Consider the following 20,603-nt stretch of genomic DNA (forward strand, 5'->3'; position numbering starts at 1 on the left):
GCAGAGAGGACTGTCGATGACGCGCGAGGCCATACCCGCCGAGCGGCGCAAGCGGATCCTGGACCGGCTGCGGGAGAACGGAGCGGTCCGTGTCTCGGTGTTGAGCAACGAACTGGCGGTTTCCGACGTCACGATCCGCCGGGATCTGGCCCTGTTGGAATCCGAAGGCACCCTGGAGCGCACCCATGGTGGCGGGATCATCACGCAGAGATTGAACAGCGAGCCCGAGTACTCCGACAAGGACCAGCGCCAGCGCGAGGGCAAGGAACGCATCGGTTACCTCGCGGCCACCATCGCCGAGGCCGGCGAAACGGTGTTCGTCAACAGCGGTTCCACCAACCGCCACGTGTTACGGTGCCTGGCTGAACGCGCTGACCTGCGGGTCATCACCAGCAACGCGGCCGCCCTCGCCCATTCCTGGTCGGACAACGAACTCATCGTGGTCGGCGGTACGTACCGCGCGCAGTCCAATTCCCTCGTGGGCCCCTTGGCCAACCAGCACATCCGACAAATGCACGCGGACCATGCTTTTCTGGGCGTGGACGGGATCAGCCCCGTGAGCGGCCTGAGCACCCCTTCCCCGTGGGAGGGGGAGATCGCCCGCCTGATGATCGAACAGACCCGGGGTTCGGTCGTGGTCGTCGCCGACCGCACCAAACTCGGCGTGATCGCCGACTTCGCCACCGCGCCGCTGTCAGCGGTGGACCTTCTGATCACCGACGAGGAACCACCGGAGGATTTCGCCGCGTCGCTGGTGAACAGCGGAGTAGGCCTGCTCGTGGCGGGCCCCGACACCCGCTGAGGCCCCAGGGGCCCGACCCACCCTGACCGACGGAACAAACCCCGGCCCCATGGACGTTGGAGCGAGGGTGTGCCCGGGGCCGTCCCTGCCCCGCCAGCCCTGCCCGTCGCCGGGAAAAACCGGTTGCCCGCCCTCATAACCTTGAGTACTGATGAGCACCACCACGCCCGCGCCCGCCGCGGACCAACTCCGTTCCCGGTTGCGCGACCTCATGCCCGCCGACCGGCACCGGCTCCGTCGGCGTATCGACGGCCTCGCCAAGATCCGTGACGAGCGCCGCCGCGCCTCGGTCACCACCCAGATCGCCGGGGACATCGACCGCGCCGAACTCCGTGTGGGCCTGCGGCGCGAGGCGGTCCCAGAGCTGCACTACCCGGAAGAGCTGCCGGTCAGCGCCCGGCGCGACGACATCGCCGAGGCCATCCGGGACAATCAGGTCGTCATCGTCGCCGGTGAGACCGGCTCGGGCAAGACCACCCAGCTCCCCAAGATCTGCCTGGAACTGGGGCGCGGGGTCATGGGCACGGTCGGCCACACCCAGCCCCGCCGCCTGGCCGCCCGCACGGTGGCCGAGCGCATCGCCGACGAGATCGGCACCCCCATGGGCGAGACGGTCGGCTACAAGGTCCGGTTCACGGACTCCTCGAACGAGAGCACGCTCGTCAAGCTGATGACCGACGGCATCCTGCTCGCCGAGATCCAGCACGACCGCATGCTGCGCCAGTACGACACGCTCATCATCGACGAGGCCCACGAGCGCAGCCTCAACGTCGACTTCCTGCTCGGCTACCTCAAACAGCTCCTGCCCAAGCGGCCGGACCTGAAGGTCATCATCACCTCGGCGACCATCGACCCCGAGCGGTTCTCCCGCCACTTCGACGACGCACCCATCGTCGAGGTCTCCGGGCGCACCTACCCGGTGGAGGTCCGCTACCGGCCCGTCTCGGACGACATCCTCGACCCTGAGGAAAATAATCCCGGCCCGGGAACCGACAAGGACCAGACTCAGGCGATCCTCGACGCCGTCGACGAGCTCTCCGGCGAGGACCCCGGCGACATCCTGGTGTTCCTCAGCGGGGAACGGGAGATCCGGGACACCGCGGAAGCCCTGGAGAAGAAGAAGCTCCGCGGCACCGAGGTCCTGCCCCTCTACGCCCGCCTGTCCGTGGCCGAGCAGAAACGCGTGTGGTCCCGGCACGGCGGCCGCCGCATCGTCTTGGCCACCAACGTCGCCGAAACGTCGCTCACGGTGCCCGGCATCAAGTACGTGATCGACCCCGGCACCGCCCGCATCTCCCGGTACTCCCACCGGACGAAGGTGCAGCGCCTGCCCATCGAGGCGGTGTCGCAGGCCTCCGCGAACCAGCGCAAGGGCCGCTGCGGCCGCGTGTCCGAGGGCATCTGTATCCGCCTGTACTCCGAGGAGGACTTCCTCTCCCGCCCGGAGTACACGGACCCTGAGATCCTGCGCACCAACCTCGCCTCCGTCATCCTCCAGATGGCCTCCCTGGGCCTGGGCGACGTCGCCGCCTTCCCGTTCGTGGACGGCCCCGACCACCGGCAGATCAAGGACGGCGTCAACCTCCTCTCGGAGCTCGGCGCCCTCCAGCCCGAGACGCACCGGACCAAGACCAGCAAGCCCGCCGAAGGCCACAAGGATTCGCGCCAGCGCCGCCTCACCCCCGTCGGTCGCCGCCTGGCCCAGCTGCCCGTCGACCCGCGCCTGGGCCGCATGGTCCTGGAGGCCGAGAAGCGCGACTGCCTGGCCGAAGTCCTGGTGATCACCTCGGCGCTGTCCATCCAGGACCCGCGCGAGCGCCCCACCGAGAAGCAGCAGCAGGCCCAGCAGGCGCACGCCCGGTTCACCGACAAGGAGTCGGACTTCCTGGCGTTCCTCAACCTGTGGATCCACCTGCGCGACAAGCAGCGGGAGCTCTCCGGCAACCAGTTCCGCCGGATGTGCCGCGAAGAGTTCCTCAACTACCTGCGCGTACGCGAGTGGCAGGACATCCACGGCCAGCTCAAGCAGGTCCTGCGCACCATGGACGTCGAGGTGCCGCCGCTGCGCGAGGAGGCCGCCGACCCGCGCGACGTGCACAAGTCGCTCCTGTCCGGGCTGCTCTCGCACGTGGGCCTCAAGGACCCGGACAAGCACGAGTACCTGGGCGGCCGCGGGGCGCGGTTCGCGATCTTCCCCGGGTCCGCGCTGTTCAAGAAGCAGCCCCGCTACGTGATGGTCGCCGAGCTGGTCGAGACCTCCAAGCTCTGGGGCCGCATGGTCGCCAAGATCGAACCGGAGTGGGCCGAGGAGCTCGGCTCCGGCATCGTCAAGCGCAGCTACAGCGAACCGCACTGGGAGCGCAAGCGCGGCGCCGTCATGGCCTTCGAGCGGGTCACCCTCTACGGGGTGCCCATCGTCGTGCAGCGCAAGGTGTCGTACGGCAGCATCGACCCCGAGCTCTCCCGCGAGCTGTTCATCCGCCGTGCGCTGGTCGAGGGCGACTGGGAGACCCGGCACCAGTTCTTCCACGACAACCGCAAGCTCCTGGACGAGGTCGAGGACCTGGAGCACCGGGCCCGCCGCCGCGACATCGTCGTGGACGACAACACCCTGTTCGACTTCTACGACGGCCGGGTAGCCGACTCCGCCGTCTCCGGCGCGCACTTCGACTCCTGGTGGAAGAAGGCGCGCCGCACCGAGCCGACACTCCTCGACTTCACCCGCGAGGAGCTCATCAACGACGGTGTGGACGCGATCAGCGAGGACGACTACCCGGACGTGTGGCGCCAAGGCGCGTTCGTCTTCCCGCTCACCTACCAGTTCGAGCCGGGCAGCGACTCCGACGGCGTCACCGCGCACGTCCCGGTGAAGTTCCTCAACCAGATCGAGAACACCGGTTTCGACTGGCAGATCCCCGGCCTGCGCGACGAACTCATCACCGCGATGATCCGTTCGCTGCCCAAGCCGCTGCGCCGCAACTTCGTACCCGTGCCGGACAACGCGGCCCGGGCACGCGGTGGCCTGACCCCCTACGGGGGCCCGCTCACCGAGGCCCTGGCCGCCGAGCTCTCGGTGATGGCCGGGGACCGCATCCCGCCGACCGAGTTCCAGCTGGACCGGGTTCCCGACCACCTGCGCATCACCTTCCGCGCCGTGGACGACCGCAAGCGGACCCTCGCCGAGTCCAAGGACCTGGAACAGCTGCGCGCCAAGCTCAAGCCCCGGCTGCGCGAGGCGATCGCCACCGAGGCCAAGGGCGTGGAGAAGAAGGGGATCACCTCCTGGGACTTCGGCCCGCTGGAGCAGACCCTGGAGCGCAAGGCCCTCGGCCCCAAGGTCAAGGGCTACCCCGCGCTGGTGGACGAGGGCGAGAGCGTCGCCATCCGCATCTTCGACACCCGGCCCGAACAGCGCTCCGCGATGCGCGCGGGCGTCCGGCGCCTGCTCATGCTCACCGTGCCGTCCCCGGCGACGGTGGTCAGCAAGGGCCTGAACAACCCGGACAAGCTCGCGTTGGCCGACAACCCGCACGGCTCCATCAAGAAGATGCTGGCCGACGCCGAGACCGCTGCCGTCGACCACCTGCTCGCCCGCGAGGGCGGCCCGGTGTGGAACGCCGAGGACTTCGCCAAGCTCGCCGACCGGGTCCGCGCCGATCTGGGGGACACCCTCGCGGAGATCCTGGACAGGACCGCCCGCGTCCTCGTGCTGTGGCGCAAGGTCTCCAAGAAGGTCAAGGGCACCACGTCGCTGGCGGTCCTGCCGTCCCTCAACGACGTCCAGGGCCAGCTGGGCGACCTGGTTTCGGACGGTTTCATCACCCGCACGGGCCTGTCCCGCCTGGACGACCTGCACCGCTACCTGCGCGGCATCGAGTACCGGCTGAACAAGCTCCCGGACAACCCGCGCCGCGACCAGGTCAACCTGTCCAAGGTCGAGCAGATGCGCCAGGCCGTCACCAAGCTCAGGGGAGTGCTGCCCGCGGGCCGCGGCGGCGATCCGGACGTGGTCGAGCTGCGCTGGATGCTGGAGGAGTACCGGGTGAGCCTCTTCGCCCAGGAGCTCCGCACGGCCTATCCGGTCTCGGACAAACGCATCATGAAGGCCCTCGAAGCCGTCAAGCAGGCCGGAAAGTGAGTTAGCCGCCGCAACCCCCGTGATCTTGCTACCAGAAGCAACTTCGGCGCCGATTTCGCCTCTGGTAGCAAGATCACGCAGGCCGTGGCGGGGGCGTGGGCGCACCTTCCCCGGTCGGGCAGAGGGCGATAGCATCGGCGGGGTGGTATAGACCACATCTGCGGCTACGAGGGAAGCGAGGTGCCCGGTGGGCGTCCCGGACGGTTCGGTGGAAAAGCGGTGGCGGCTCCTGCTCGTGGGGACCTACACCCCCGGCTCCGAGCCGCAGGGGGAGGGGCAGGGCATCCACCGGGTCTGGTTCGACCCCGAGACCGGCGAGATGCGCGCCGACGGCGTCGCCGCCCGCACCACCGGCCCCTCGTTCCTGGCCTTCCGCGCCGAACCGCCCACGGTGTACGCGGTCAACGAGCGGGCCAAAGGCGCACTCACCGCTTTCCGGGCGGACGGGAAGGCCGAACTCACCGAACTCGGCTCCGTGCCCACCGGCGGCGGTTCGCCCTGCCACGTGCGCTACCTGGGACCCGAACAGGTGGCCGTGACCAACTACGCCAACGGCGTGGTCAGCTTCGTGCCCACCCGGGACGACGGCACCCCCACCGCCCCGGACCGCGAACTCGCCCACCGCGGACGCGGCCCGGTCACCGAACGGCAGGATGGGCCGCACGCGCACAGCACCGCGGTCGTCCTCGACTCGCACGAACCCCGCCTTCGCTACCTGCTCGCCGCCGACCTCGGCACCGACGAGCTGCGCGTCTACCACTACGCCACGCCCCTGAGCCCGGAGAACGAGGGGCCCGCCCCCGCATCGGAGGAGGGCCTGCTCGGCACCGTCGCCCTGCCCGCGGGTACCGGGCCGCGGCACCTGGCGGTCAACGGCAGCTACGTCTACGTCGCCGGAGAATTGGACTCCCGCGTGCACATCGTGCGCTGGAACCCCCGCAAAGGCACCGGGGAGCACCTCGGCTCCCTCCCCGCCCTCGGCGCGCACAAGGCGGCGGTCACCGAGGCCAACCACCCGGGTGAGATCACCCTGCACCGGCTCAAGGTGGAGGGCCGTGAGATCGCCGACGGCGACGCCCTGCCGATGACCAACACCTACGAGGGGCGCGTGTACGTGTCCAACCGCGGCGCCGACTCGATCTCGACCTTCGCGGTGCGCGACGAGGGCGCCCGCCTGGAGCACTTGGCCGACACCCCCGTGGGTGCCTGGCCCCGCCACTTCGCCGTGGTCCGGGGCCACAACGGCCAGCCCGACCACCTGGTCGCCGCCGCCCAGAACGGTGATTCGCTGATGTCGCTGCTCATCGACCCGGACACCGGAATCCCCGCCGACACCGGTCACCGCCTGGACGTCCCGGCCCCGGTCTGCGTGCTCCCGGTCCCCATCAAACGCATCCAACGCGCCGAGGCGGCCCGGGAGCGGTAAACGGTCGTCAGACCCCGGGTAGGTCCTTGGCCCGCTACCCGGTGGTCATCGGGTTGTCCACAGGCTGGACAGGTCCCGGTGGCGTGCCCTGAGGTCGGTGTGGTCTCTTAGCTGTAAGGGGGAGCTCAGGCTCCGCCAGCCCAGCGCTGCCCGAACTCCCCGACCAGCCCCTTACCGTCCACGCTCGACCCCTGGCGTGTGTTCGGGGAGCATCCGCACGCTCACCAGAGCGCCCGCCAGCAGCACCAGCACCCCGGCCAGCACCACGCCCATCGAACCCCCACTGCTCGCTGCCGCATACAGCCCGCCGAGCAGGGCGCTTCCCACGGCACCCGCCAGATGCTGGGCGTTGTTCACCAGCCCCGACGCCGACCCTGCCAGCCCTTCCGGCACTTCGGCCAGGCCGAGCCCCAGCACCGGGGCGACCACGAGCCCCATGCCCGTCCCGGCCACCAGCAGCCCCGGAACCAGCGCCCACGGACTCGGGTCACCGCCGATCAGTGCCCAGGGACCCGGCCCACCGTCGGCCATCGCCCACGTTCCCGATCCGCCGCCGACCAGCACCACCGCCAGCGTCCCCATGCCCACGAGCATCAGCAGCAGCCCCGAGGCCAGCACCCGCCGTCCGAACCTCGGCACCAGCCACCTCGACGCCGGTCCGGACACCGCCGGAATGCCCAGCATCCACGGCAGCACCACGAGTGCCACGGTCACGGCGCTCCACCCCAACTGGCCCTGGAGGTACAGGGTGAGGGCCAGGAACAAACCGAACACCGCCGCGTACACGAACCCGGTCACGGCCAGCGCCCCTCGCAGCCCTCGGAATCCGAACAGCGCCGGGTCCACCACCACGGCCGCACCCGCCCTCGAGCGCCGCCCCTGCCGGACCACCAGCACACCCAGCGCCGGCACCGCGCCCGCCATGCAGGCCAGTGCCCACACCGGCCACCCGGCGCCCGGCCCCCACAGCAGCGGGGCGACGAGCAGGGTCAGCCCGCCCGCCAACCAGGCGGTACCCGGCAGGTCCAAGTCCCGCACCGACACGGTCCGTCGGCCGCCCGGCACCACCAGCAGCCCCACCAGAACCAGCACCCCCAAGGGAACGTTGATCGCGAACACCGCGCGCCAGCCCCAGCCGAACAGGTCGGCCGCGGTGATCAGCGCACCCAACATGGGACCGGCCAGTGTCGCGGTCCCCGCCACCGCGGCGAACAGCCCCAGCGCACGCCCGCGCTCTTCGGCCGGGTACAGGATCTGGATGATCGCGAGCACCTGCGGGACCAGGACCGCGCTGGCCACCCCCTGCAGGGCCCGCGCCGCGACCAGCCACCCCGCGGTGGGAGCGGTCGCGCACAGCACCGAGGCCAGGACGAACCCGGCCATGCCCAGCCCCAACAGGAGCCGATGCCCGAACACGTCGCCGAGCCGCCCGCCGGTGACCAGCAGGACGGCGAGGGCGAGGGTGTAGGCGGAGGCGATCGCGGCGGCCGTCGCATCGGTCGCACCCAGATCGCGTTGGATGACGGGGAGGACGATGTTGACCACTGCCCCGTCGGTCAGGTCTGTGGCCGCGGCCAGGATGACGACGAACAGCGCGAGAGAGCGCCGGCCCATGGAGTGCCCCTTCCGAGAGAGTCCTCATCGAAAGGGGGTGGCGACGGCCACCCGTCATCCAACGAAACCCGCTCCCGGAAGGTTCCCGATCGGAGTCACCGAATCAGGGTCGGCCAGGTGTAGTAAGGGTTCCGGAGCGGGTGCGGGTGTGGGTGCGGGTGCGGGTGCGGGTGTGGGTGCGGGCTCAACTGCGAGACGGTATTGCTTGTGGGCCGGGCTTGTGGGCCGGTCGGGTGTTCCGCTGTCGGGCAGGCCCTGTTATCCACAGCCGGGCGGCACCCGGATTGTCGCGGGCCCGGTCTGGCGCGCATGCTCGATACCGGGGGAGCCTTCGTCCCCGCCCGCGTCCGTGTGCCCAATACCCGGTCCCCTCGGCCTTTTTCCCCGATGATCTTGCCCCCAGCTCCACCCTCGGCCCTCGAGAGTGGAGGCAGGGGCAAGATCATCCCCTATGAGCGACCTGGAATTCCAGGTGGACATAAACACCACACCAGGCGGCCTGAATCAGGAGCCCGAAGAAAGTCAGGGGCACCCCTGACGAAAGTCATGAATTCAGCGCGAACCAGCGATAAGACTTCCTTTGTTCGGCCCTTTCGCTTACAATAGAAGAATGACGATCTCTCCTGAAGCACCCACCCCCACCGGGCACACCCCGGTGGATACCGCGGTGGTCGCTGCTCGGGACGAGACCACAGCGTTCTTTAACCGCGACGTGCCCCCGGGAGCGGCGGGCGAGGTGCTGGACCAGGCCACCCGCGTGTGGGAACAGCTCGACCAGATCAAAGTCTCCATGGCCGCACGGCTGGCCCAACTCGAAGCCACCGGCCAGCTGCTGGAACAGGGCGGACAGAGGAACCTGGAGGCGTGGCTGCGCCACGCCTTCGGGATCGCGGCCGCCCAGGCCAACGACCTGGCCCTGATCGGGCGGGCCCAGTTCCGCCAGGAAATGGCCCCCACCCTGGAAGCACTGGCCGAAGGGACCCTGTCGGTGGGTGAAGCCGCCGCGGTCATCAAGGGCGCCGATGCCGGGGTGGAGAAAAGGCAGAAGGGCGACCACCCCGACCCGGAGCTGTTCCGCGCGAAAATGGAATGCGGAATCCTGGACTTCAAGGAGTCGCGCCCGAACATGTCGGTGGGCCAGATCACCCACTTCGCCCACCAGCTGTGCATGCGACTCAACCCCAACAAGGTGGAAAAGGACCACGCGGCGGCCCACGCCGCCCGGGGCGCCCAACTGGTCACCACCTTCGACCGCACGTTCCTCTTCCAGATGTGGGGCTCACCCGCCGACGCCCTGCGGATCCAGGTGGCCTTGGACAACTACCAGGTGCCCTTCCACCCCGAGGACGGGCTGTCCAAGTACGAGCGCACCTACGACGCCCTCATGGCCGCGTTGGGCTTCGCCCAGTCCCACCAGGGGTGCGAGACCCCCACCACGGCCACGGCGTTGATCAACATCACCGTGCCCGCCACGTCCCTGGCCGGGGACGAGGAAGCCGAGGACGCTGGTCCGGCCACCACGGAGACCGGGCAGGTCGTGCCCATCTCGGTGGTGCGCGAACTCCTCGGTGAGAGCTGGATCCGCCGCCTGGTGGTGGAGCAGAAGAACGGTCAGGTCCTGGATGTGGGCCGGTCCTGCCGGCTGGCCCCGCCCAAGATCCGGGCGGCCGCCTTCCACGGCCACACCAGCTGCGCCTGGCAGTACGGGTGCGAGGTGCCCCTGCCCTGGACCCAGGCTGATCACATCGTGGAGTTCTGGCAGGGCGGCACGACCAGTGCCGCCAATATCCAGCCGCTGTGCGCGACCCATAACCAGATCAAGCACCGGTGGTCGGTACGCCAGGACCGCCGCATGTGGTCGGGGCGAAACCGAGGCCGCACCGGAAACCAGGAGGGGGACCCGGATGGGGATCCAGCCCCACACCCGAACCCGTAACCAGCCACCCCTCATCACCCCAAGCCCCCCGCTTCCGCTGGGTCTCTACCCCCGCATGGACAGACCCCACCCCGCCCTCGGGGAGCCGGTCCCGGCCCCGAGCTCTCGCCACCCCGGGGGCCGTGGGTGAGACCTGGTCCTAGAAGCACGCTCACCCCTGTTCTTGCCTCCAACAGGGGGGCTCACCCACGCCCCAGCACCGGCCGGCCCCCAAACACCAGCCCCACCCGCCGACCGGGGTTCGCCGCACACCATGACCGGCCGCGACACCGCCGGGCGTCAACGCTCCGGTGGAGTGGCGGTTGACGGCCGCCAGGCCGTGCTTGTGCCGTTGGGTCCTCCGGGCCCGAAGGGCCCGCCGCCTCCCCTGCCCACACCTCCCCCGTTCCTGCTAGCCGCCAACCCGCCGTCGCAGTGAAGCGGGTCAAGGTGGAGCGCCTCCGATAGCGCGCCAGCGCTTCGACGGCGACGACCTTGACGCGCGCAGCGGAGACGGCCACCATCAAGCGGCAGGAAAAGGGGGAGAACCACCCGCACCAGCAGCAAACCCCCACCCATGCGGACCTCGGGGCCACAGATGTCAAGCCAAGAGCCCGAAGCAACAACATCCCCGAATTCCCGGTCCTTCTGCCCCGGTCCCTCCATAACGGTTCCCGCTGAGATCACTCTGATGGGATGCTCGGACTGACTCCAACACCGAGGAAGGAATTCCGTACGTGGGCAAGAGCAACCGTGAACGCCGCCGAGCCAAGTAGAAGAAGACGCGCGAGCAGCAACGGCGGCGCCGCGCCGCCACGCAGGACGAGCAGCTGTTCGACGGGGTCCCCGAGCGGGACATGGTGCTGGCCGTGATCGGTGCGGCCGTTGACCCGTGTGACTGTGGTCAATGCCCCCCAGGTACGCCCTTGGAAGAGGCCGCCGAGCTGTTGGCGCTGGAGACAGGACCCCAGTGGCGGCGGACGGTGGACAAGACCCTGTTCGAGATACTCGTCGAAGCGGTCGGCACGGTGTGGCCCCGCGGCTGGCAGCCCGCCGAACTCGTGCGGGCGGTGCGCCAGGAGAGCACGGCTCAGGCAGCGAACCTGGTCACCGACATAGTGGTGGCCGAGAGCCGGCACTACGCCGAGGCGCGAGTGGCCCCCGAGTGGGCCTCTCAGGTCAGCGGACTCGGCGAGCAGTGGTGGGCAACCGACATCGACCACGCGGCATTGTTCTCCGAGCGCCACGGCCTCACCCGTCAGGCCTACATCGAGCTCGCCTTGGCACTCCTGGAATTCATAGCGGAGCTCTCCGACATCCAGGTCCTCCTGCCGCTACCGGGAACGGCCCGCCGGGCTCCGGAGCAAGTGGGGAGCCAGGCGGACCCGGGCAAGCTCGCCCGGGTCCGGGCGCTGCTGGCCAAAGCGGAGGCCACAGAGTTCCAGGAGGAGGCCGATGCGTTCTCCGAACGCGCCCAGCAGATGATGGCCCGCCACAGTATCGATTACGCCGCCTTTGAGGCACAGACGGGAACCGTGTTGGAGGTGGGCGGACGCCGCCTGCCCGTTGACGCTCCCTACGAGGAGCTCAAGGCGACGCTGCTGAGCGTCGTGGCGCAAGCCAACCACTGCCGTTCGATCTGGCACAAGAACCTGCGTATGTGCACGGTGATGGGCTTCTCCAACGAGGTGGACATGGTGGAGATGATGTTCACGTCCCTGCTGGTCCAGGCCACCACCGCGATGCGGCGGTCCGGTCCCTCCCGGGACTCCCGTTGGCGGTCCAGGACCCGTTCGTTCCGCACCTCCTTCCTGACCTCCTTCACCGAGCGCATCGGGGAACGGCTCGCCGAGTCGGCGGGCTCGGAGGAGCGCAAGGCGGTGGACGACTACGCCCGCGAGGGCACCGACCTGCTGCCCGTACTGGCCTCCCGCGAGCGCAAGGTGGAGGAGGCCATGGCCGAGGCCTTCCCCGGGATGCGGACGTCACGAGTCCGCCGGGCGTTCAACTGGCGGGGATGGTTCGCCGGGCGGGCCGCCGCAGACTCAGCGAGTCTGAACAGGGGTGAGCGCATCGAAACAGGGTGAGCTCGGGTCACAGGAGCCTCCTACCGATCAGCTCACCCGTGCCAACCGCCTCATGAGATTCGCGCGAGTCGCCACCACCAAGGTGTTAGCGTCCACCACATGAGCGATCGGCAGACCACCCCTCAGGAACAGCAGTGGCGCGAGACACAGCGCATGATCCAGGAGCACGCGGTGCGCGTGTTCGCTGAGCGCGGGTACGACGCCATGTCCGTGGCGGACGTCGCCGAGGCGGCGGGGATCTCATCCGAGACCGTGTACCGGCACTTCCCCGCGAAGGAGGACCTCGTCCTCGCCGACCGGTGCGGCCCGCTCGCCGCCGAGCAGATCGCGGCTATATCCCCCGCGCAGCCGCTGGTGCGCCGCATCGGCATCGCGCTCATCCGCTCGGCGGAGGCGTTGACCGGCGCCGCCCCGGAAGGGGACCCGACCGCGAACGAGCGGTTCCAGCGCACCCGGCACCACCTTATGATCACGACCCCCGCCCTGCGGGCCAGGCACCTGGACCGTCAGGACGCGCTGCAGCGGGCGATCGTCGACGCCATCGGGCCCGGAGCGGGCGGACTCAGCGTGATGGACTTCGACGGGACGGACCCCGAAGTGGTCGGCTCCGAAGCGGCCGGCGACGCGGTCTTCCAAGCACAAGCAGCGGTCAGCGCCTGTCTGGCCGCCATGCACACCGCGCTGGTGCGCTGGGCCGAGGACGACGGGCGCGACGAGCTGCCCGGCGTGGTCGCGGGGGCGCTCACCGCGGCCTTCGGTTTCGACTTCGAGGACCTCTGCTCGGGCAGGTGAGCGGGCAGAGCCCCTGTGACCTGCATCTCAGTCGAGCCTCTACAACGCCGGGGCACGCACTTCTGTGTGCCCCGCCTCCTCCACCGCTACCCCGCATAACGGACAATGGACGGTGATCCGCTCCCACTACCTCCCCGAGGGGAACCACGCATGCCCACCACAGTGACGGCCCACGTCCGCTACCGGGGCCTGACCGCGCGCGACCTCGCACTCGTCGCCGTGTTCGCCGCGCTCATCGCGGCGCTCAGCGTCACCGTCGCGATCCCCATCCCGTTCTCCCCGGTTCCGGTCACCCTCCAGACCCTGGGCATCATGCTCGCCCCCAGCCTCCTCGGCTGGAAGCGCGGCAGCCTCGCCGTGGCCACCTTCCTCGCCCTCGGCTTCGCCGGGCTGCCCCTCTTCGCGGGCGGCCGCGGCGGCCTCGCCGTCCTCGCCGGGCCCTCCGCCGGGTTCGTCGTCAGCTGGGTCTTCGCCGCTCTGGTCATCGGCCTGCTCACCGACCTCATGGTCCGCAAGGGCAAGTACAGCTTCTGGCAGGGTCTGTTCATCAACGCCCTCGGCGGCATCATCGTCATCTACGCCATCGGCGTCCCGTGGATGGGCGTCGTCCTCGGCGACGGGGTCCTCGCAGCAGGGCTGTCCATGGCGGTCTTCCTCCCCGGCGACATCCTCAAGGCCGTCCTGACCGCGGCCATCGCCAGCGCCGTCTTCCGCGCCTACCCGATCCCGCCCGCGGGCCGGCCGGTCGCCGACGAGAGCGCGGACGAGAGCGCGGACGCCGCCAGCGCCAACCGGGCCGCCGACCCGGATGAGAAGTCTTCCTGATGCTCCGCCTCGAGGGTGTCTCCCACTCCTACGAAGGTCGCACGGTCCTGCGCGACATCAGCCTGGACCTCACCGAACACCGGATCGGCGTGATCGGCGCCAACGGATCGGGCAAGTCCACGCTGGCCCGTACCCTCAACGGACTCGTCCTGCCGGACGGGGGCCGGGTGTCGCTGGGGGAGTGGGACACCCGGCGGCACGCCAAACACATCCGGCGCCGCGTCGGCTTCGTCTTCTCCGACGCCGCCAACCAGATCATCATGCCCACGGTCGCCGAAGACGTGGAGATCGGTCTGCGCTCCCTGCGCCTGGGCCGCGCCGAGACCGCCCGCCGGGTCGACGCCTGCCTGGAGCGGTACGGCCTCGCCAACCACCGCGACCACCCCGGCCACCTGCTCTCCGGAGGCCAGAAGCAGCTCCTCGCGCTGGCCTCCGTGCTGGTCACCGAACCCGGGATCCTCGTCTGCGACGAGCCCACCACGCTGCTCGACCTGCGCAACACCCGCATGGTCCACCGCACCCTCGCCGGGCTCGAGCAGCAGGTGGTGCTCTTCACCCACGATCTTGACCTGCTCGCCGACTTCGACCGGGTGCTCGTCATGAGCGACGGCCGGGTGGCCTTCGACGGCGCCCCGGCCGACGCCGTGTCCTTCTACACCAAGCTCCTGGACGCCGAGGAGTCCGAGGGACCTGCTGGGCCCAGCGGGTCCGAGGTACCGCGGCCCGAGGTACCGCGGCCCGAATCGCCGGGACCCGAAGACTCAGGGGGAGGGGCCGACCGGTGAGCGTGATCGGGCTGTACGTCCCCGGCACAGGCATGCTGCACCGGGTCTCCGCCGGCCCCAAACTCCTGGCGCTGCTGGTCATCGGTGCAGCGCTGCTGATCGCGGCCGACCTCCGGGTGGCTCTCGGGACCCTTGTGACGGCCCTGCTCCTGTACCCGGCCGTCGGTCTGCACCCGCGCCGAGCCCTGGGAGTCCTGCGCGTCCTGTGGCCCTTCCTCCTGGCCATCGGGGTGTTCCAGACCCTGTTCATGGGCGCCTGGGAGGAGGGTGTGCGCCTCTGCGCGCAGCTCGCCGTGCTCGTCCTGTTCGCCAACGCGGTGACCCTCACGACGCGCGTGCGGGAGATGCTCGGCCTCTTCGAGCGCCTGGCCCGGCCGTTGCGCCACGTGGGCGTCAACCCCGACCGGGTCGCCCTGGTCCTCGCGCTGACCATCCGCTCGATCCCGATGGTCGCCACCGCCTGGCGCGCCGCCCGCGAGGGCTACCGCGCCCGAGGCCTGTCCGGCCGCCCCCACCTGCTCGTGGTGCCGGTGATCGTGCACCTGCTCCGGATGGCCGATGCCACCGGTGAGGCCCTGGTGGCCCGGGGGATCGACGAGGACAGCCGGACCGGCGCGGACTGACGTGGCGTTGAAGGGCCGACGTGACCAGTATGTGTGGCCCGAACTGGTCGTCACGAACGTTCCGCTCGTTCCCTGAGCCCCCTGAAGCACCGGCGTAAGCCACAAATCGGAACTCGGTACCGATTTCATATCGAGAGGGTGCTTTTCCGGCCTCCGCGGGGATAATATCCGGCACAGCCCACATCCCCCACGGTGCCAACGAACCGGTGATCGCGTGACCCGGCGTCTCTCCGCCGACCGACGAGTCTGGTCGCTCGCGATGGCGAGCCTCATCGCGTTGTTCATGGCCTTCGCCCTTCCCGGGGCGACCTCGGCGACCGTCGCGTCCCTGCCCCCTGACACGGACTTCCTCGACCAGCTGACCTCACACACCTACCTGCCCCTGATCCCCTTCGCCCCGGTCACCTCCCCCGCCCAGGGCGGTACCGCCCTGCCGCCCGAGAAGCGCGCCGCCCTCACCGAGCGGATCGAGGCCGTAGAAGTCGCGCCCGAAGTGGAATTCGGCATCGCGGTCCAGGACCTGCGTACCGGGACCACCTTCAGCCACAACGCGGAGCAGCGCTTCCCCACCGCGAGCGTGGCCAAGCTGACCGTCCTCACCATGCTCCTCATGCGCGCCGACGAGGAGGACCGCGACCTCACCTCCGGGGAGCGCGCCCAGGCCGAGCAGATGATCCGGTTCAGCGACAACGAGGTCACGGACGGCCTCTACGAGCGGATGGGCTTCACTGACGGGTTCCTCCGGCACTCGGAGAACCTGGGTTTCACCCGTACCGAACCCAACCCGACCGGTGTGTGGGGCTCCACGATGACCACTCCCGCCGACCAGATCCGCCTGCTGCGGGCCCTGTACACCGGCGAGGGACCGCTGTCCGACGGAGACCGCGCCTACGTCCGCGAGCTCATGGAGTCCGTCGCCCCCGAGCAGGCCTGGGGGGTGTCCGCCGCGGCCGAGCCGGAGGACACCGTCGGCCTCAAGAACGGCTGGACCCCGCGCGACAACAACGGCGGCCTGTGGACGGTCAACAGCGTCGGCTACGTCAGCGGCCACGACCGGGAGTACCTGGTGGCGGTCTTCTCCGATCACCACCCCGACTACTCCGGCGGGGTCGCGCTCCTGGAAGAGCTGGTCGCCGAGGTCACCGAAACCATCGAGGACTCCGGCGAACACGACGACAGCACGGTCTCCGTCCGCTGACGGGTGCCAGAGGCGGTCACTCCTCGCGGGAGGACAGGACGCAGAACTCGTTGCCGTCGGGGTCGGCCAGCACATCCCAGGGGTGCTCGCCGGTCTGGCCCACGTCCACCCGGGTGGCGCCCATGGCGAGCAGCCGCTCGATCTCGGCGTCCCGGTCGTCGTCCACGTGCGGGGCGAAGTCCAGGTGCAGCCGGTTCTTGGCGCCCTTGTCGTGTTCGACGGGCACGAACACCAGTCCCGGCGGTACCTGGTGGAAGGGCAGCTTCGGTCCGAGCTCCCCGGCCCACGGCGGGACCAGCACGACCTCTTCCTCGGTGTCGAAGCGGATGTCCCAGCCGATAGCCCGGGCCCACCAGGAGCCCAGAGCGCGGTGGTCGCGGGCCTCGATCACGGTGGTGTACCAGCGCAGTGCCATATAGGGCTCCTCATCGTGTGGGGGCACGACCCTACGCACAGCCACCGACATTCCGGCGCACCAAGACCCGTTCCGTCAGAGTCGTCCGCTGACCGAATCGACGAATCAGCCACCGACTCGGTTGGTACACGGCTAGGGTTGCCGCGTTCAGACTGAGGGGGATCCAGAGTGCGCTGGTTGTACGACTTCGAGATAGAGCCAGAGGTCCGTGACTGGCTCGACAGTCTCAGCGAGACTGATTTCAAGCGGGTGGACGAGGTTGCTGGACTCCTGGCGGAGAAGGGCCCCGGCTGGGAGGGCCGTGGTCTGACCACCTGGACGGTCCCGTGTGGGAACTGCGCCTTAGGTTGAGAGATGTCGCGGTCCGAGTAACGTATTGGTGTACTTCCGACCGGAGGATCGTGCTTCTCACGGTCTTCCGTAAGACGAAGCAGCATGATCAACGGCAGATCGACCGTGCAGTTCGGGCACAGAAGGTGTGCGCGGAACTGCATCACGGTCCGGGGGTCGAGTCCTACGAAAGGCAGCGATCATGGCTGGCTACCACACGCGCTGGGTGCGGCCTGAGCCCTCGAACGATGACCCGGATCGGATCGCGATCCGGGAGTCCCTGGCGTTCGGCAAGGCGCTCTACGACCGCCGCCGGGAACTCGGGCTGTCCGTGGAGGATCTGTCCTCACGAGCTGGCATGCAGCCTGACGATATCGAGTGCATCGAGGAAGGCGGAACCGAGCCGACTGTAGCCCTGCTCCGCCTCCTGGCCGCCGCTTTGAACGCCGACGTCAGGCTTAGTGCGGGCCACGACCTGGACTCGGTCTGGTTCGAACCGCACGCGGCCTGATACGCGTGTCCCGCCCGGAACTGCTGGGGTTCCGGACGGGACGGCCAAGAGCGTGGCGACGCTAGTCCAGCGGCCCGCCGGCGACGTACAGGACCTGGCCGGACACGAAGCCGGCGTCCTCACCGGTGAAGAACGCGACGGCGTTCGCGATGTCCTCCGGGTAGCCGGCGCGCTGCACCGGGATCTCGCCAGCCTTGAAGGCCTTCATGTCCTCGTAGTCGATGCCGATCCGCTCGGCGGTCGCGCGGGTCATGGCGGTCTCGATGAAACCGGGGGCGATCGCGTTGCAGGTGACGCCGAACTTGCCCAGCTCGATCGCGAGCGTCTTGGTGAAGCCCTGCAGACCGGCCTTGGCCGCCGAGTAGTTGGCCTGGCCGCGGTTGCCCAGCGCGGAAGAGCTGGACAGGTTCACGATCCGGCCCCACTTGTTGGGGGTCATGTGGGCCTGGGCCGCCTTGCTCATCAGGAACGAACCCCGCATGTGGACGTTCATGACGGTGTCCCAGTCGTCCGGGGACATCTTGAACAGGAGGTTGTCGCGGAGCACCCCCGCGTTGTTGACGAGGATGGCGGGTGGGCCGAGCCGCTCGGCGACGGTGTCGACGGCGGCGGTCACCTGGTCGGCGTCGGAGACGTCGCAGCCCACCGCGATGGCCTTGCCACCGTCGGCCGTGATGCGGTCCACGACCTCTTGGGCGTCGGACTCCTTCAGGTCCACGACGGCGACGGCGCGGCCCTCACGGGCCAGCCGCTCGGCTGTCGCGGCGCCGATGCCGCGGGCCGCGCCGGTCACGATCGCCACACGAGGCGTTGGGGACATGGTGTTACCTCCATCAATTCACGAGGTGGGCGCGAGCGAATACTATCGGCATGCCTACCGGTCGGTACGTGGCCGGGGGTGCTTCGCCGCACTCGGTACAGGTGCGGGGCCGCGCCGATTCCGCACTTTTCCATCCCCGCTCACCTGCGCGGGCGCAAAGGTTTCGGCCCTGTGTCACCGTTTGCCTGCAGTTTGGCGGGGTGTGGCCTACGATTGCCAGCAAGACCGAGATGCACGTGCATTCGGGCCGTGCAGCAGCACGAGCCTTCCCCTATCTGTCTTCGGCCCGGTACACGGCGCGTCAGTGAGGAGTTGAAGGGCATGGAGTGTGCGGAGGCGGTGGCAGAGCCGGCCGGTGCTTGGTGGCTCAGGGTCCTGACGCACGGGTCGCGCCGTTGGAACACCCCTGTCTGCGGAGACCGGCACGACGCGGTCACGTGGACCTTCGAGCCCCGTCCCCGGGCTGTGGGTGCCGCTCGCGAGATTTCGGCTGCTCTGCTCCTTGAATGGCGGATGGAGTACTTGTCGGATGATGTCGTGGTGGTTGTTTCCGAATTGGTCACCAATGCGGTCCGGCATGGCGGCCCCCTGGCCTTGACCAGGCAGAGCGAGTCGGGTATTCAGCTCTCGCTCATGCGCAGCGGCGGTGAATTCATCTGTGCCGTTCGCGATGGGGGAGATCACTTGCCGCGCAGAACGGAAGCCGATCCCACCATGGAGGGTGGCAGAGGGCTTGCCCTGGTGAGCGCTTTCGCGCGAGAGTGGGGTGTGATTCCCACTCCGACCGGTGGAAAGTTCGTTTGGGCGCAATTCGTGTGACTCGATGACAGGGGGTCCGTTGTCGGGCGCTTCACCGGTCGCCAGCGGGGCCACCGGTGCGTGATCCGCCCCTGGGAGGGCAGGAGGGGTGCATGAGGTCACTCTGTGAGCGGAACGAGGCACTGGCTATACCGTGTACGTGTAGTGTCCTGACCGCGCGGCAAAGGGGGCCGGGCGACCCGATACCCTTGTTCGGAGAATGACAGAGAGGCGGCGAACGTGGATATCGCTCAATTGCGGCAGGGGAGCGGCCCCACCGTGCGTCGCATGCTCCTCGGGCACCAGCTGCGCAAGCACCGGGAGCGCTGCGGCATCACACGTGAAGCCGCGGGGGAGAAGATTCGCGCGTCGGCGTCCAAGATCAGCCGTATGGAACTCGGCAGAGTCGGATTCAAGACCCGCGATATCGAGGACCTCCTGAGGATGTACGGGGTCACCGACCGCAAGCTGCTGAAGCAATTCAGGGATCTCGCCTCCGAATCCAACAAACCGGGTTGGTGGAAGGAGTACGGCGACGCCCTGCACAAGTGGTTCATCCGCTATGTGGGCTTCGAGGAGGCGGCTGACCACATTCGTATCTACGAGTCCCAGTTCGTCCCGGGTCTGCTGCAGACCGAGGAGTACGCGCGCGAGATCATCTCCGGAGGCGTCGAGACGGACCTGGTCACCGAGCAGCGGATCAAGGCCAGACTGCAGAGACAGAAGAACCTCGAACACGGCAAGCGGATGTGGATCATCCTCGACGAGGCCGCCGTGCGCCGTCCCATCGGGGGTAAAGAGAAGGGCAAGGAGATCATGCGTGGCCAGCTGAGCCACCTGATCCACCTGTGCGAGACCTTCGAGAACATCACCCTCCAGATCGTCCCCTTCGAGGTGGGCGCCCACGCCGCGGAGGCCGGTTCGTTCACACTGCTGCGCTACTCCGCCTTCGAGCTCTCCGACATCCTCTACCTGGAGCAGCTCACTGACGGGGAGATCGTGGACCGTCCCGGTGTGGTCGAGGCCTACACCAAGGCCATGACCAGGCTCAGCGTTTCGGCCGCCACCCCTGACGAGACCCTCTCCATGCTCAAGGGCATGCTGAAGGACCTCGATGACGAGTAGCGGCGACTAGCAGTACGGGTAGAAGTACGGGGTCCGGTGGAGGGGAACCGCGGACCGGAGCAGAGTGAAACCCCGGAAGGGGAGCGCAGGGCCTGCCGCGGCGGGCCCGTCGGCTTTCGCGGCTGCCTTCCGGGGGCTGGGGGAGCTGGACACCGCAGGTTCCAGGCACAGTTCTACGGGTCCCAGTCTTGCGGGTCCCCGGGTCTTCGGGCCCCAGGGACAGGCGGGGGCTCCGTCCGCGGTGGACGGAGCCCCCGTTTTTCCTAGCCCCTGCGGCCTGGGAGAGAGCAGGATAAGGCGTACCAGGCCGCGGAGAACGCGCCGCCCCAGGGGCGCGTTCTCCCAGCGGGCTTCGGGACGGTGCCCCGGATCGTGTTTCCCGCGCCGACGCGCGGGCCA

Annotated in this window: 16 protein-coding genes and 1 pseudogene; 14 read left to right on the plus strand and 3 right to left on the minus strand. The window is 69.1% G+C overall.

Annotation, left to right across the window (positions count from 1 at the left end):
- Window positions 1-16 precede the first annotated feature (16 nt).
- The 3 genes from ACYVDG_RS12825 to ACYVDG_RS12835 all read left to right on the plus strand — a co-directional run bounded on the left by ACYVDG_RS12825 (window position 17) and on the right by ACYVDG_RS12835 (window position 6,366).
- Window positions 17-802 carry a DeoR/GlpR family DNA-binding transcription regulator gene (locus tag ACYVDG_RS12825; protein ID WP_460750354.1) on the plus strand — a complete coding sequence of 262 codons (786 nt, stop codon included), beginning with the start codon at window positions 17-19 and terminating at the stop codon, window positions 800-802.
- Between the two features lie 151 nt (window positions 803-953).
- Complete coding sequence (gene hrpA, locus ACYVDG_RS12830) at window positions 954-4,940, plus strand: ATP-dependent RNA helicase HrpA (RefSeq protein WP_460750357.1); 3,987 nt, start codon at window positions 954-956, stop codon at window positions 4,938-4,940.
- A 187-nt stretch (window positions 4,941-5,127) separates the two neighbouring features.
- Window positions 5,128-6,366 carry a lactonase family protein gene (locus ACYVDG_RS12835; RefSeq protein WP_460750360.1) on the plus strand — a complete coding sequence of 413 codons (1,239 nt, stop codon included), beginning with the start codon at window positions 5,128-5,130 and terminating at the stop codon, window positions 6,364-6,366.
- 171 nt (window positions 6,367-6,537) lie between these two features.
- Here ACYVDG_RS12835 and ACYVDG_RS12840 read toward each other — a convergent pair whose 3' ends face one another.
- On the minus strand, window positions 6,538-7,980 hold the full coding sequence (locus ACYVDG_RS12840) for an MFS transporter (protein WP_460750363.1): 1,443 nt from the start codon (window positions 7,978-7,980) through the stop codon (window positions 6,538-6,540).
- 610 nt (window positions 7,981-8,590) lie between these two features.
- Here ACYVDG_RS12840 and ACYVDG_RS12845 point away from each other — a divergent pair.
- The 7 genes from ACYVDG_RS12845 (at window position 8,591) to ACYVDG_RS12875 (ending at window position 16,205) form a co-directional block, all read left to right on the plus strand.
- Window positions 8,591-9,916, plus strand: coding sequence for an HNH endonuclease signature motif containing protein (locus ACYVDG_RS12845; RefSeq protein ID WP_460750366.1), 1,326 nt, complete (start codon window positions 8,591-8,593; stop codon window positions 9,914-9,916).
- Between the two features lie 905 nt (window positions 9,917-10,821).
- A complete protein-coding gene (locus tag ACYVDG_RS12850) occupies window positions 10,822-11,982 on the plus strand; it encodes a DUF2786 domain-containing protein (RefSeq protein ID WP_460750369.1) in 1,161 nt (386 codons plus the stop codon).
- A gap of 99 nt (window positions 11,983-12,081) precedes the next feature.
- Window positions 12,082-12,774, plus strand: a complete 693-nt coding sequence (locus ACYVDG_RS12855) for a TetR/AcrR family transcriptional regulator (protein WP_460750372.1) — start codon at window positions 12,082-12,084, stop codon at window positions 12,772-12,774.
- Between the two features lie 150 nt (window positions 12,775-12,924).
- Complete coding sequence (locus ACYVDG_RS12860; RefSeq protein WP_460750375.1) at window positions 12,925-13,599, plus strand: biotin transporter BioY; 675 nt, start codon at window positions 12,925-12,927, stop codon at window positions 13,597-13,599.
- Window positions 13,599-14,384 (plus strand): energy-coupling factor ABC transporter ATP-binding protein, encoded by a 786-nt coding sequence (locus tag ACYVDG_RS12865; RefSeq protein WP_460750379.1) that lies wholly within the window; start codon window positions 13,599-13,601, stop codon window positions 14,382-14,384. The genes ACYVDG_RS12860 and ACYVDG_RS12865 overlap by 1 nt, the downstream gene beginning before the upstream one ends.
- Window positions 14,381-15,007, plus strand: coding sequence for an energy-coupling factor transporter transmembrane component T family protein (locus ACYVDG_RS12870; RefSeq protein WP_460750382.1), 627 nt, complete (start codon window positions 14,381-14,383; stop codon window positions 15,005-15,007). The genes ACYVDG_RS12865 and ACYVDG_RS12870 overlap by 4 nt, the downstream gene beginning before the upstream one ends.
- 214 nt (window positions 15,008-15,221) lie before the next feature.
- Window positions 15,222-16,205, plus strand: coding sequence for a serine hydrolase (locus ACYVDG_RS12875; RefSeq protein WP_460750385.1), 984 nt, complete (start codon window positions 15,222-15,224; stop codon window positions 16,203-16,205).
- Window positions 16,206-16,221: 16 nt separating this feature from the next.
- Here the strand turns inward: ACYVDG_RS12875 and ACYVDG_RS12880 are convergent, their stop codons facing one another.
- Window positions 16,222-16,620, minus strand: a complete 399-nt coding sequence (locus ACYVDG_RS12880) for a VOC family protein (protein ID WP_460750388.1) — start codon at window positions 16,618-16,620, stop codon at window positions 16,222-16,224.
- A 326-nt stretch (window positions 16,621-16,946) separates the two neighbouring features.
- Here ACYVDG_RS12880 and ACYVDG_RS12885 point away from each other — a divergent pair.
- A pseudogene (locus tag ACYVDG_RS12885) lies at window positions 16,947-17,027 on the plus strand (type II toxin-antitoxin system RelE/ParE family toxin); the annotation flags it as partial.
- Window positions 17,028-17,152: 125 nt separating this feature from the next.
- The gene (locus ACYVDG_RS12890) at window positions 17,153-17,461 is read left to right on the plus strand and encodes a helix-turn-helix domain-containing protein (protein ID WP_460750391.1); all 309 of its coding nucleotides are present in this window, start codon (window positions 17,153-17,155) and stop codon (window positions 17,459-17,461) included.
- 61 nt (window positions 17,462-17,522) lie between these two features.
- Here ACYVDG_RS12890 and fabG read toward each other — a convergent pair whose 3' ends face one another.
- Window positions 17,523-18,281, minus strand: a complete 759-nt coding sequence (gene fabG / locus ACYVDG_RS12895) for a 3-oxoacyl-ACP reductase FabG (protein ID WP_460750396.1) — start codon at window positions 18,279-18,281, stop codon at window positions 17,523-17,525.
- Window positions 18,282-18,602: 321 nt separating this feature from the next.
- Between fabG and ACYVDG_RS12900 the strand changes: the two genes are divergently transcribed.
- Both ACYVDG_RS12900 and ACYVDG_RS12905 read left to right on the plus strand, forming a co-directional pair.
- Window positions 18,603-19,100 (plus strand): ATP-binding protein, encoded by a 498-nt coding sequence (locus ACYVDG_RS12900; RefSeq protein ID WP_460750399.1) that lies wholly within the window; start codon window positions 18,603-18,605, stop codon window positions 19,098-19,100.
- Window positions 19,101-19,367: 267 nt separating this feature from the next.
- Window positions 19,368-20,204: a helix-turn-helix domain-containing protein gene (locus ACYVDG_RS12905; RefSeq protein ID WP_460750403.1), complete on the plus strand. Its 837-nt coding sequence runs from the start codon at window positions 19,368-19,370 to the stop codon at window positions 20,202-20,204.
- The last annotated feature ends 399 nt before the right edge of the window (window positions 20,205-20,603 follow it).

The organism is Nocardiopsis oceani (genome assembly GCF_054777395.1).

Bases quoted from the DNA above. Each gene is read 5' to 3' on its own strand.
- ACYVDG_RS12865 (WP_460750379.1), top strand. From the start codon at position 13,599: ATGCTCCGCCTCGAGGGTGTCTCCCACTCCTACGAAGGTCGCACGGTC.
- ACYVDG_RS12900 (WP_460750399.1), top strand. From the start codon at position 18,603: ATGGAGTGTGCGGAGGCGGTGGCAGAGCCGGCCGGTGCTTGGTGGCTC.
- ACYVDG_RS12905 (WP_460750403.1), top strand. From the start codon at position 19,368: ATGCTCCTCGGGCACCAGCTGCGCAAGCACCGGGAGCGCTGCGGCATC.
- hrpA (WP_460750357.1), top strand. From the start codon at position 954: ATGAGCACCACCACGCCCGCGCCCGCCGCGGACCAACTCCGTTCCCGG.
- fabG (WP_460750396.1), bottom strand. From the start codon at position 18,281: ATGTCCCCAACGCCTCGTGTGGCGATCGTGACCGGCGCGGCCCGCGGC.
- ACYVDG_RS12855 (WP_460750372.1), top strand. From the start codon at position 12,082: ATGAGCGATCGGCAGACCACCCCTCAGGAACAGCAGTGGCGCGAGACA.
- ACYVDG_RS12860 (WP_460750375.1), top strand. From the start codon at position 12,925: ATGCCCACCACAGTGACGGCCCACGTCCGCTACCGGGGCCTGACCGCG.
- ACYVDG_RS12890 (WP_460750391.1), top strand. From the start codon at position 17,153: ATGGCTGGCTACCACACGCGCTGGGTGCGGCCTGAGCCCTCGAACGAT.
- ACYVDG_RS12880 (WP_460750388.1), bottom strand. From the start codon at position 16,620: ATGGCACTGCGCTGGTACACCACCGTGATCGAGGCCCGCGACCACCGC.
- ACYVDG_RS12825 (WP_460750354.1), top strand. From the start codon at position 17: ATGACGCGCGAGGCCATACCCGCCGAGCGGCGCAAGCGGATCCTGGAC.
- ACYVDG_RS12845 (WP_460750366.1), top strand. From the start codon at position 8,591: ATGACGATCTCTCCTGAAGCACCCACCCCCACCGGGCACACCCCGGTG.
- ACYVDG_RS12840 (WP_460750363.1), bottom strand. From the start codon at position 7,980: ATGGGCCGGCGCTCTCTCGCGCTGTTCGTCGTCATCCTGGCCGCGGCC.